Here is a 12,542-nt window from a genome sequence, read left to right on the forward strand (position 1 = left end):
ACTTTAATTCTAAAATCGTCAAAACTTCTAAAATTTTATGGTAATTTGCTTCTAAGTTGTGCATATAAATTGTGAGTCTGGTAACTTCAATTTAAGCCTATTATGGGCATTGCACAACTTTTTTATTAATGCACTACGGGTATCTTTAATTATTCTCAGACTTAAATTGTGACATATCTAATTCTCCCTTCCCTTTTCTTGGAACTCTAAGTATGTCTCTATTTCTCAAATTAAAGTGTTTCAAATATAGTTCTTTCGCTGTTGCTCCAGATGTTTTTTCTATTTTTCGCTTTATCACGGGCTGTTCCCATTCTACCATTCTTACATTACAGCCACCAGGAAAAGAATTCCAGCCAGGCTTTACAAGACCTTTCTTCCATTCATTCAAATCAACAACCATACTTTTTACTTTATCGTTGGTTCTGTTATCCATTAATTCTTTCACATTCTTCGTTAGGTTAAATGTATAATATGCTTCACCAAAAGGATGTATCAGTTTTATATCTCCTTTACGAGAGGCATAAGAAGGACCAAATCTCCAAAACAATGTTCGATCATCAAATTGATCATTTTTTGTTGCGTTAATTTGCTCCAATAGATTCACTCCATCCAACTCATCCACAGGATCCAAACCTGCAACAGCGATACTTGTTGCTGCAATATCTAATGAAGAAACTAAAGGTTTGTACTTCATAGGTTTTAATTTTGCTGGCCATTTGATAAGATAAGGTACATGTATACCTCCTTCAAACAAGTCTCCTTTAACTCCATAATACGGATCATTTAAAGAACTATTTATTTTAGTAGGTCCTCCATTATCACTTAAGAAAAAGATGATTGTATTCTCTTCTAAATCTAACTCTTTCAGTCTTTTTGTAAGATTCCCTATGCCTTCATCTACCGCAGACATCATGGCTAAAAAAGTTCTTCTCTTTTTATTTTTCACATCAGGGAATCGATCTAGATATTTTTTTGTTGCATGCATAGGACTATGTGGAGCGTTGTAACTTAAGAACATAAAAAATGGATTTTCTTTATTTTCATGGACGAAATCTACGGCAGCATCCGTTAACAAATCAGTCAAATACTCCCCTTTAGGAGCTACCTTATCATTGCCATCATACATATGAGCAAAACTCCCATCTTTCAAAGGAAAATAACTGCTACCACCACCAAGAAAACCAAAGAAATCGGTAAATCCTTTTTGGATAGGTCGTTGATTGTATGCATGACCTAAATGCCACTTACCAATCACTGTAGACTTGTAGCCAGCTTTACTTAAATATTCTGGTATCATGGATGTTGTCGGTGGGACATAAGCATATTCATTATCTATCGGAATCAATCCTTTTTCACTTAAACTCGCGGGATAATTGTGATCATATCCGAATCGCTGTTGATGAATCCCAGTCATAAGTCCAGCCCTAGAAGGCCCACATTGTGGAGCAGAAACATAGCCATTCTCACAGATAACACTCTCACTGGCTAATTGATCAATATGCGGAGTTCTGACATCTTGAGATTGATTTTGAAAACCTAGGTCTGCAAAACCAAGATCATCCAAAAGGATCACGATGATGTTAGGCTTAGAGTTTTGAGCACCCAAATTTATTCCTATCAAGAGGAATGCGAGTAAAATTGTTATTTTTTTCATGTTCTTATAATTATTTTAATTTGTATTCTCATTAAGTATTTCAATACACCATAGTGCATTTAATACTAATTTAAAATCTGTTATTCGAGTTGTTTTTCAGACTTTAAAAATTATTTTATTTCCTCAAACTGATTATTTGTAATATGGGCATTTTTTACATTGACCGCATTTATAGCTGAGGACTCTTTATATAGTATATTATTTGCTTTTATTTCAATATTCTTTCCAGAAACCTTCACACCATAGACCTGAGAATCAAATCTAATATCCATCCTAGAAGCTTTATAAATAGTATTATTGATAACTTTAGCTCCATCAATTTTTCTCATCATAATGGCAGCGATCTCTTTATTCGTTTTATTTGGAGAATCATACCAATCTTTGAAAACATTATTATCTATTGTTATATCCTTTACATAGGCCCCTTTGCCGTTAGCTAGTATTTCTATAGGAGCTAGATTGGTCTTAATAAATGTATTGTTTCTTATGGTAATATTCGATGGAATTGGTCCTTCGTAGAAAGCACCAGCAAGATTATATAGTACTACACCATTACCTCCCAACCCATTGAAGGTGTTTTCTTCAATGATACCTCCTGGAGCTCTTGCCAAAACTCCATGACGTCTTTGATCTCCAAACCTATTGTTTCTAATGATATAATCTTTACCACAGGCATCCAGATTATATAATCCGGTTTTATCCATTTTTTCTGTCCCTATGGGTCTATAGTCAGTTCCTTCAAATAAAACCAAATTAGGTATTTCTTTATTTAGTTTAACAATTCTTATATTTTTATCGCTTGTTTTTTTTATAGAAAGAACTTTCAACCCCCTGCTTATATTGCCTGCTTTTGGTGTATAAGTCATTAACTCATTACCTACTCTCGGGTAACGTGAAGATCTACAAGCAATTTTATATTTATTCTTGCCTAAAGATTTAATGATCCAATAAGGTGTTACTGAAATATTTATAGCATCATCCATCATTCCTTCAAAAAGCCCTCCTTCTATAATAGGTCCTAGAGTATTGTGCTTACAATGAAAACCATCTTTATGGCTAGTAATCAAATGAGTAGTCCCTTCCTTATATGTTATTTTAGAATCTTTAATATGTACTCTTCCGATATTATCCGAAATAGAATAGTTCATACCTTCTCTTGAGGTATAAATAATGACCTTCTCAAAAAGTATATTCTCACTTCTTTGTATGACATTATTAGATTTACCATTCCCTGCATAAAAGGAAGTTACAAGGCGATCGTTTGCTTTTAAATGAACAATATCTTTTAAAGGAACAGAAAATTGAATTAAGTCTTTTCCCCTGTTTTTCATATTAAGAAAGGTATAGTGGTTATTTCCACTTTTCTTCATTGATCTTTTATCTGGTTCAATGACAAAAAATGACCTTTTCCCTTTGGAAACTCCATTGTTAAGTTGTTTATCCCATTTAACATCAAAAGGGTTTTCATAGCCCTCTTGGATTTTTACCAGAACCGTACCTTCCTTTTTATTAACTACTAGAAATTTACCTTGTGTAAAAGGATAAGGGTAATAGTCAATTTTAAAACCTCTAATTATTATATCCTTTGATTCTACAACAGCGAATGTCCCATTATAAGGATTATTAATAAGCTCTGCTCCATTACCTTCTAGCGTTAAACCTGAAATATTAGAAAAGTAGAATTGGCTGTTGTTTCCGGTATATTTTGCAAGTCTGTATTTTTTAGGTTCAAAAATTACCGTAGATCCTTCACCAGCCTTTATGGCTTTAGAAATTGCTTTACGGATTGCAGGGCCATCGTCAGTTACACCATCTCCTGCGGCACCAAAATCTTTTACATAAAAGTTTCCACCTGCAAAAACAAATGATGTGTAAATTAAAGCAATCGAAGTTAGCAGTAGTTTAAATTTTATTTTCATAATCTAATACATTTATTTAATTTCAATCCACAACTCTTCTATCAGGTCACAGTTCAAGGGCTTCCTCAATAATACGTTTGCTATAATATTTAGTATTTCACTTAAAACTTATTGAATTGCTTCTTCATTACAATTAAACTGAATTTTCCGTATGCCTTCAATATCTAATAATTTGATTTTATCTACCGAAGGCATTGCCGGAATCCACTATTTCAATACCTTCTCAATATTTGCCAATTCTTCATCAGAAAATTCAATATTATTTAGCATCTCTACATTGTCGTCTAATTGACCAACCGAGCTGGCTCCAATCAACACTGAGGTAACCCTTTTATCACGAAGTACCCAAGCCAATGCCATCTGCGCAAGAGACTGTCCTCTTTCTTCAGCAATCTTATTCAAACCTACAATTCTCTTATGAGCTGTTTCCACATGTTCTGATTTTAAAAACCCTTCGCGTGTTGCTCGAGACCCCTCTGGAATTCCCTTCAGGTATTTATTTGTAAGTAAACCTTGTGCTAGTGGTGAAAACGTAATACATCCCATACCTTCCTCTTCCAATACATCTAGTAACTCATCTTCAATCCAACGCACAAACATCGAATACTTTGGTTGATGGATGATACAAGGTGTTCCTAATTCTTTTAAAATACGAGAAGCTTCCTTCGCCTTATCCGCTGGATAATTTGAAATCCCTGCATATAAGGCTTTCCCAGAACGAACCGCATGGTCCAGTGCCATCATTGTTTCCTCAAGAGGTGTATTAGGATCAGGCCTGTGCGAATAAAAAATATCCACATATTCCAAATCCATTCGTTTCAAACTTTGGTCTAGACTAGATCGCATATATTTTCTACTTCCCCAATCACCATAAGGTCCTGGCCACATGGTATATCCGGCTTTTGAAGAAATGATCAATTCATCACGATGTGCCGAAAAGTCTTGTTTTAGTATTCTTCCAAGATTTTCTTCGGCGGATCCTGGAGGCGGTCCATAATTGTTTGCTAAATCAAAATGGGTAATTCCCAAATCAAAGGCTTTATGCAATAAAGCTCGTCCGTTTTCAAAATTATCGACACCTCCAAAGTTGTGCCACAGACCCAACGATACAGCTGGAAGCTTTAATCCCCATTTCCCACAGTGATTGTATTTCATCGAATCGTATCTTTTTTCATCTGGCTTGTACATATTTTTACTTTTTTATTATTCAATTATTTTTAAATATTATTTATAAACTCAAGAAAAGTAGTTTACTTCGATTTCGGAAATTCCCGCATCCTACTGTAGCGCAAATAAGAATCAAAAATCTCCTTATCCGGTCCAGAGATTCTTGGATCTTCTGTACGAATCAACTCCTTTTCAAGCGCATTCCTTAACTTTTGTTTTGTACTTTCAAACTCTTGTTCCCCAATTAGGTTATTTAGACAAAAGGGATCCTTTTCAATATTGAACAGCTCATATTCCGGCCTTTTGCCCATTGTCCAATGGAAATAGGGTTCGTATTCTTCAATATCTTTATTCTCAACAATAAATGATTTTGAAGGAGAAGCATCAATATCTGTAAATGCCCATTCCGAATGATGTTTTCCTTCTGTATCCACCCCATACATAGGCCATAATTGATCTTTTGTTCCTGCAACTATTCGCTGAGGATCACCGGCAGGCCAACGTTCTGGTTTCATATTCCAAATCAACAAATATTCTTTACTACGAACCATGCGTTGCGGATAGCCCCTATTTTTATATCTAGAACTTGAATGACGTTCACGTCCTGAAAATGCGTATTTTCTTTTTTTATCTTCTTCTCCGTTTAAAAGAGCTAAGAAACTTTTTCCAGAAATGGGCTGCATTCCATCAGCCTCAATTCCTGTAAGTTCTAGAATTGTAGGAGCAATATCCGCAAATCCAACAGGGGTATTGATTCTTTTCCCCGATTCAAAGCATTTTGGAAAACGAACGGCAAATGGTACATGAATACCATATTCATATCCATTGGCTTTTGCTCTTGGAAAAGCCATACCATTATCTGATGTTACGATAACAATGGTATTCTCTAATTCTCCTCTTTCTTCAAGGTCCATTAGCATTCGTTTCAAATGCAAATCAAACCATTCAATCTCAACGGCATAATCCAAAACGTCACCCCTTGTTATTTTATGATCTGGTAAAAAACCAGGGACCTTTGCATCTTTCAAATTTTTATCATTTCTACGCCACGAATCTTTTTCAAATGCACGATGTGGTTCCTTTGCTCCAAACCAGAAAAAAAACGGTTTGTCTCCTCGTACACTGTCCATAAAAAACTTATAATTCTCAAAGTAATTGATATCACTAATACCTTTTGCTGGCCTATTATCATCGGTTGTTCCTGAATGGTAAACGATACGACTGTGCTCTATACCAGCAGCATCTGTCTTTCTCCATAAGGAATCGGACTTAGAACGTGCGTATCGAAAAGGAGAAATACCTTTACCTGTTCTTCCTGTTGCATATCCATTTTTTTCAAGTACCTCAATAAACGGTACATATTTTTTCAACCATGAACTTGCATGCTGACCTGACTGTTCATTTTGCCAATGTTGTCTTCCTGTTACAATACTACTGCGAGAAGGTGCACAGCCCGGAGAGCCAGCTATACAATTTGTAAAATAGACACCTTCATTCGCAATTCGATCAAAAGCAGGAGTTTGGATAAATTTGCATCCGGCAAAACTGGTATGCGCAAAAGATTGATCATCTGATATAGCAAAAATGATATTTGGCCTTTTATTGCTTTCCTTATGAGTGCAGGCTTGCATCAGTAATTGGCATACACAAAACAGTACAAATAAAAATCTGTTCATTTTATTAAGTTTAGTTATCTCAAAAAAGCTTTTTAAACATTTAATAGGAAATGAATAAGGCTTATATATTACCGTTTGGGGTTTTTGAACTTCTAACTATTTATTAACTCTTTAAGTGCCCAACTCACGGTTTCACCTGTGATTAATTGCACACGACCATCACTATCAACAAGATAATGAGTAGGTACTCTTCCCCAACCTATTTGAGCATAACTGTCTAATTTCATTGTCCCACCTGAAATTGGTACTTCAATAACACCTTCGTACATAATCCTCTGATTCGGAAAACAAATTGAGTTTTCCAACATATCAAACACAAATGCATCCGATGTTCTAAGCTTCCCGGAAGAAAGTATTGATAATAAAGACCAATTCGCAATCAACCTGTTTTCGGTGTGCTGCTTTTTTTTAGTGTTTTTTGATTTTACTATTAGCAAATCGTTTTCCCAACTTCCATTCTCAATGAATCGTGTTTCTGGGACTCCTTTAACAAAAGATTCCATCTCCCAATTTTCAACAAGAAGAGACTCAGCTTTATTGTTTAATTTAAGCTTGACTATACCATGCAGCTCATCTTTTGCATTTCTCATTTCTGTAGCACTAAATTTATCTTCAAAAACCTGTAGCTTAAGAGAACCTGAAATTTCATTAATAGAAACGCCTTTTTCATTCGATTGCTTCTTATTTTTACTTTTTGCACCAAAGGTTTGTCCATAGTGTCTGACTAACTCATATCTTGCATAAAAAGAATCTTTCATCCCCCCCTCCATTACAGGTGAAAAGCTAGGTAAATAACCGGTTATGGGCTCAATCGCTGCCGGTGAAGTATACCTATTATCCTTAGCGTTTCTTTTATACTCTTGGGCATTCATATTCGTTATAAAGGCTAATAATAGCAATCCCGTGAACACTGCTTTTGTATAATTTTTTTTCATCGGTTTTTATGGGTTTCTTAAAGTTCAAAAAATTGAAGACCTTTAGCATTTCAAATGATTCTCATCATTGAAAATAATATTTTGAATGATATAAATTCGTCTTTGAAACTTGTCGTTTATTGAAAGTAAACTACCATTCAGTTTTGACTTGATTGTAGAATTCATTGATTGTCTTGAACACTTTTTTTGTTTTTTTAGGTTTTTTAGTAGAATTCGATTTTTCTTCAGAGGGTGTATAAATTGTTATCTTGTCTAAATAATCCTTAAGATATTTCTTATGCCTTTTCAAAACCTTTTCCCCTGTTTTATAATTAGCCAAATCTTTCGTTTCAAGAGGATCGTTTATCATATCATAAACTAAAACTTTGCCACTAACATAAATAATACTTTTATATTGTTTATCTCGGATTCCAACTTTTGCGCCTCCATTTCCTTGCCAACTCTCCCCTACGATATACGTATGCCAATCATCAACTTCTTGTCCTTCTACTATAGGCTTTAAGCTTTTCCCAATAGTCATTTTGGGCAATAATGGAACCTTTGCGTAATCGCAAATTGTTGCCGTTAAATCCACCCCGATACTCGGATGATCCCAGTCTTCAGATTCATTTTGCATTTTCCCTGGAGGAACGATGATAAGCGGAACTCTCCAAGCTTCATCCTCCATTTTACTTTTACTGCTCCATCCATGAAAACCAAGTCCATCACCATGATCTGAAGAAAAAATCACCATGGTGTTATCCTTGAATTTTGAACTCATCAGTGCATCATACAACCTACCAACCTCAGCATCCACCATCTCCATATATTTATAATACATATAAATATAGAACTTGAAATAGTCTTCCTTTTCTTTATTTGCTTTTTCATTTCTACTTTTACCTTTGTAAGACCAAAAATTTTCAGGCAAAGGAGGCAAATCTCGTTTTATCTGATTAGCAAATTCAAATTTAGCTTCCCCTCCTTGAGCTCCACTAGTATAGCAGCAATCATGCGGATTCACAAAACCTGCAGTTAGAAAAAAGGGTTTATCGCCTGCATAATTTTCTAAAAATCCTACACAAGCTCTTGCTGTTTGCGCGTCAAACAATTCTCCTTTACTTTCACCATATGTTGAAATAAGTTTAAATCCATCACTTTGATCACGTCCTGTGACATGCCATTTTCCAGCAGCAGCGGTAACGTAATCCCCATTATCCTTTAACCACGAACCCAAATCAGGTAAGTCAGAAGGCAGTCTATGGCCATTGATCGCTAAGCCGTGTTCACTGGTTACTCTTCCCGTGAACCAACTTGCTCTTGCAGGAGAACACACTGGATTGGCCGAATAATGTGTTCGGAAAGAGTAGCCATCTTTGACCATTTTATCGATACCTGGTGTTTTAACATATTTATTCCCATATGCTGAAACTGCCTGCCAATGCATTTGATCTACATGGATAAAAATGATATTTGGACGTTCTTCACTCTGAGCAAAAACTGCAGTTACAAAAAGTATACAAATAGCGAATAACAGAATCTTTTTAATCTTCATATTATTCTTTTAAAACGATATAAACAATTTCATTCCTTTGACATTTTTCAACCCCATAACCTCTTATCCGAATATCAAACTCAAATTAATATTTTATAATACAGCTTATATTGTTGATTAACTTTTTACTCCTCAATAGGAAATGATCCATTTGGTGTAATTACAACCTTTACATCTCTTGCATTGGCAATATGATAATCTGTTCTAAATTGTTCCTTGCCATAATATCCAAACTTTTTTAGGTAATGATCTCTTGGTTTTATGGTCTCATCTCCAATTCGTATCAATTCTTTTGTCATTGCTTTATCCAATCTAGACTGCACTTTACGCAAGCTTTTTTGATTCACCAGGTTATGGATCTGTGTTGGATCCTTTCGGTTATCAAATAGCATACTTGGTCCTTTTGGCGTTTTTACATAGGTATAACTTGCCGTTCTGATAGCCCTGTACTCATCAATAGGAAATGCTATCCCAAATGGGGTAGGATTCATGTACAAGGCTGCTCTTTCAATATCCTTAGAAGGATCTTTCATTATATCAGACAGGTCATATCCTTCGATACTTTCTGGAATATCAATATCACATAACGAAAGTAATGAAGGTAAAATATCCGGTGTAGTAATGGCTGCTTCTGCTGTTTTTCCTTTAGCCTTCTCCATTCCTGGATAAGAGATTAGAAAAGGAATATTCGATGCTTCCGAATAGGGTAAATGTTTTATCCATGGCCTGTACCCATGGGCTCCCATCATTTCCCCATGATCAGAAGTAAATACAAAGATTGAATTGTCATAAATACCCAATTCTTTTGCTTTATTGATAATATCTCCAATGGCCTTGTCAGTTGCAGAACAATGGGCATAATACCCTTGTAACTCTTTATAAGCCCACTCTTTCATATCATCTGGCACATTGTCCGGAAGCGTTAATTTCTCTCTTGGGTACATTTTTTTATATTTATCAGGCGCCGAATCATGCGGAAAATGTGGAGTTGACAGAGATACAAACATGCAAAATGCTTCTTCCTCGCTCACTTGTTCTTGCATATAACGATTTGCTTCATCAGCGATAGAATATGTAGAATAGCCTTCCCAAAAACGACGTGTTCTATCCTCATTATCATAATAATGTTCTTTTGCATAGTTATGGTCACATTCCGCTCCCTTCCAAAACTCCCAACCTTGTCTTCGCTCTGGAGCAACAAAGTTTTTTCTACCATGACCATCTAAATGCCATTTACCTAAATAGGCCGTGTTATACCCTGCTTCGCTAAAAATCTCTGCCATACAATACTCTTCAGAAGGCAAATAAAGATCATTAATAGACATTCCTGTTGATGTAGGATAACGACCTGTCATCAAAGAAGCTCGATAAGGTGTACAAACAGGTAATACAGAAACTGCATTTTTAAAATTAACTGCTTCTTTAGAGAACTTATCTAATTGTGGTGTTTGAACCACATCATTGCCTGCATATCCCAAGGCAGAACCGCGCCATTGATCTGTTAAAATGAATATAACATTGGTTGGTTTCTTTTTTTTAGAAACTTGATTATAACTTGTCAGCGTAACTGAAATTATAAAAAGTACAAGTAGCCAAATTTTCATTTTGTTTTTCATATTTAAAAAATTATTTTATTTCAATTGAATAGTAACTTAAAGAGTCTTTGACGCTATTAATAAGTTAGATCTTCAATATTTAAATTGTTTTTACTAATCACATTTTCAGAAGCCGTAGCATTCACTTTTGTTGTATTACCCCAATTGTATTTATTTCCCTCGACAGTGACATTTTTGCTTTTAGAAAAAGTAAAAGCGGGTCCCTTTTCATTCGTAACTACTGGGTAACTCTCACTTCTGACAATTGTATTATTTGAAATTTTCAAATTTTCAACAGATGCCGCACTGATCACCTTTCTACTAAAAGTTTTTATCAAGTTATCAGAAAACACAATATTCTTATGGATATAAAAAGGTGGTTCCACTTGCACATCAGGATTCACATTGATGGTCAACACAGGTGCATTTCCTGCCCCAAGCCCCATATTTTCAAATACATTATTCCTAATAGTTAAATTAGTAACGGGACCACTTTCGTACCAAAAGCCAACATTTGCGCCTGAAACTAACACCCCTGTATACGTACAATTATAAAAATGATTGTTTTCTACAAGGTGTTCACCTGACGTCTTTAGCAATATACTTCTTGCTCTATTATTTCTAACAATACAATTCGTTATAACAACATCCGCTTGCCAGTCTGCATTGTCAGCTACAATGGACAATGGATCTACATTTGGTATCTTTTCATTAAATGTAAGCTCAAAATAGGTAGAATTTATTTCTTTAACTGACTTTACCGTAAGGGTATCAATTGGCATTATATTACTCCTATTTACCAAGACCACTTTTTCTCCTTTGCTAGCGAATATCATACCTTGCTGTTGCGAATGTCCTCTCGCCATACCTAAGGTATACGCATCAACAAATTCTTTCACCTCAGCATATGAACCATGGACATTAGTGGCATCATCAAGCATATTTTCAAAAATGCAATCATCCATTTTTATAAGTCCTTTACAGGCATTAAAGTGAGTTGCATCTGCAGTTGTACTTACCAAACGTCCAGAATTCTCTGGTAACATAACATTATACTTTTGCAATGTTATATTTTCGGACTTTTGAGCTATAAGAGCAATCCCAGAGGAATGATGCACATTAACATTATCAATATAAGTATCTTTACAATCATCGATATTTATAGCAGGAGCCAAACGATTATCTTCTTTATTTCCCTTGATAATTAGTGTCCATCCTACCTCTGGAAGCATGCTACTGGCATCGTACAAACGTACCATATTATCTTCAATCTCTTCTGCAGTTGCTTGTTTATTCAATTTCTTGTTCCAAGAATACAAACGCGCTGGATTTTCCACATTAAACATAGGCGCTTTTGTTTCTTTATCAAACCATATATTCCAATTGATATCCTGTGTCCATCTCACATCATTTTGCGATGGTGGAGCCATTTTCATCCAAGCATTATCAACCATTTTTTTATTTGTAAAGATCAATTGACTTCCTTGAATTTCATAAATACACTCTTGAAACACTTTTAGATCAAAAGCATTTTTTTCTGGGTGAACTGCTACAACTTCAGCCTGAAAATAAAATGGCATTGCCCAGTCAATTGAAAAGTTTTTCAAGGTAACATCACTTGAGTTTTCTAAATGAAACGGCACTATATAATCATGGCAAATAAAAGAACTACCCTGTGCATCAATTTCAAAATCTTTAAACCCTTCAATAGGAAAAGCAATTCTCTTAAGACCATCATCATTGTTGGTAATATGTAAATATTTTTCTTGAGCTTTTTCAGGGTATAAGTGATATGTTCCTTTTGGAATTACAAGTTTAAAAGCCTTCTTTTTTTTACAATCCTTTAGTGCATTTGAAATCGCTACCGTAATATCCTCTCCATCTTTTAGTCCATAATTAGAAGCGTCTATAACCAGACTTGAATCCGTTGGTGCACAACTTTGAAATGTAATTGTTATGATAAAAATCATAACTAAAATATATGTTTTTCTTTGAATCATCTTGTAATCTTAAAATGTTTAGCTTATAAAGTTTAAAGGTATCAACTGGGACTCAAAAACAA

8 protein-coding genes are annotated in these 12,542 nt (G+C 34.9%); all 8 read right to left on the bottom strand.

All coding sequences use genetic code 11. The annotated features are described in order from the left end of the window. Positions 1-145 precede the first annotated feature (145 nt). Entirely contained in the window at positions 146-1,654 is a 1,509-nt protein-coding gene (locus P8H68_RS04470; RefSeq protein ID WP_300322138.1) for a sulfatase-like hydrolase/transferase, read from the bottom strand. Positions 1,655-1,764: 110 nt separating this feature from the next. After that, on the bottom strand, positions 1,765-3,573 hold the full coding sequence (locus P8H68_RS04475; RefSeq protein ID WP_300322140.1) for a glycosyl hydrolase family 28-related protein: 1,809 nt from the start codon (positions 3,571-3,573) through the stop codon (positions 1,765-1,767). 207 nt (positions 3,574-3,780) lie between these two features. Then, positions 3,781-4,761, bottom strand: coding sequence for an L-glyceraldehyde 3-phosphate reductase (gene mgrA, locus P8H68_RS04480; protein WP_300322142.1), 981 nt, complete (start codon positions 4,759-4,761; stop codon positions 3,781-3,783). Positions 4,762-4,823: 62 nt separating this feature from the next. Then, the gene (locus P8H68_RS04485) at positions 4,824-6,416 is read right to left on the bottom strand and encodes a sulfatase (RefSeq protein ID WP_300322143.1); all 1,593 of its coding nucleotides are present in this window, start codon (positions 6,414-6,416) and stop codon (positions 4,824-4,826) included. A 92-nt stretch (positions 6,417-6,508) separates the two neighbouring features. Beyond that, positions 6,509-7,288 (bottom strand): hypothetical protein, encoded by a 780-nt coding sequence (locus P8H68_RS04490; protein WP_300322145.1) that lies wholly within the window; start codon positions 7,286-7,288, stop codon positions 6,509-6,511. A gap of 193 nt (positions 7,289-7,481) precedes the next feature. Further along, positions 7,482-8,885 (bottom strand): sulfatase-like hydrolase/transferase, encoded by a 1,404-nt coding sequence (locus tag P8H68_RS04495; protein ID WP_300322147.1) that lies wholly within the window; start codon positions 8,883-8,885, stop codon positions 7,482-7,484. 125 nt (positions 8,886-9,010) lie between these two features. Continuing rightward, positions 9,011-10,489 (bottom strand): sulfatase, encoded by a 1,479-nt coding sequence (locus tag P8H68_RS04500; RefSeq protein ID WP_300322149.1) that lies wholly within the window; start codon positions 10,487-10,489, stop codon positions 9,011-9,013. Between the two features lie 68 nt (positions 10,490-10,557). After that, the gene (locus P8H68_RS04505; RefSeq protein WP_300322151.1) at positions 10,558-12,480 is read right to left on the bottom strand and encodes a right-handed parallel beta-helix repeat-containing protein; all 1,923 of its coding nucleotides are present in this window, start codon (positions 12,478-12,480) and stop codon (positions 10,558-10,560) included. Positions 12,481-12,542: the final 62 nt, after the last annotated feature.

Source organism: Flavicella sp. (assembly GCF_029238425.1).
In the GTDB taxonomy this organism is placed as follows: domain Bacteria; phylum Bacteroidota; class Bacteroidia; order Flavobacteriales; family Flavobacteriaceae; genus Flavicella.

Excerpts from the sequence above, each read along its gene's own strand:
- P8H68_RS04495 (WP_300322147.1), bottom strand. The coding sequence starts at position 8,885 with ATGAAGATTAAAAAGATTCTGTTATTCGCTATTTGTATACTTTTTGTA.
- P8H68_RS04500 (WP_300322149.1), bottom strand. The coding sequence starts at position 10,489 with ATGAAAATTTGGCTACTTGTACTTTTTATAATTTCAGTTACGCTGACA.
- P8H68_RS04485 (WP_300322143.1), bottom strand. The coding sequence starts at position 6,416 with ATGAACAGATTTTTATTTGTACTGTTTTGTGTATGCCAATTACTGATG.
- P8H68_RS04505 (WP_300322151.1), bottom strand. The coding sequence starts at position 12,480 with ATGATTCAAAGAAAAACATATATTTTAGTTATGATTTTTATCATAACA.
- P8H68_RS04490 (WP_300322145.1), bottom strand. The coding sequence starts at position 7,288 with ATGAATGCCCAAGAGTATAAAAGAAACGCTAAGGATAATAGGTATACT.
- mgrA (WP_300322142.1), bottom strand. The coding sequence starts at position 4,761 with ATGTACAAGCCAGATGAAAAAAGATACGATTCGATGAAATACAATCAC.
- P8H68_RS04475 (WP_300322140.1), bottom strand. The coding sequence starts at position 3,573 with ATGAAAATAAAATTTAAACTACTGCTAACTTCGATTGCTTTAATTTAC.
- P8H68_RS04470 (WP_300322138.1), bottom strand. The coding sequence starts at position 1,654 with ATGAAAAAAATAACAATTTTACTCGCATTCCTCTTGATAGGAATAAAT.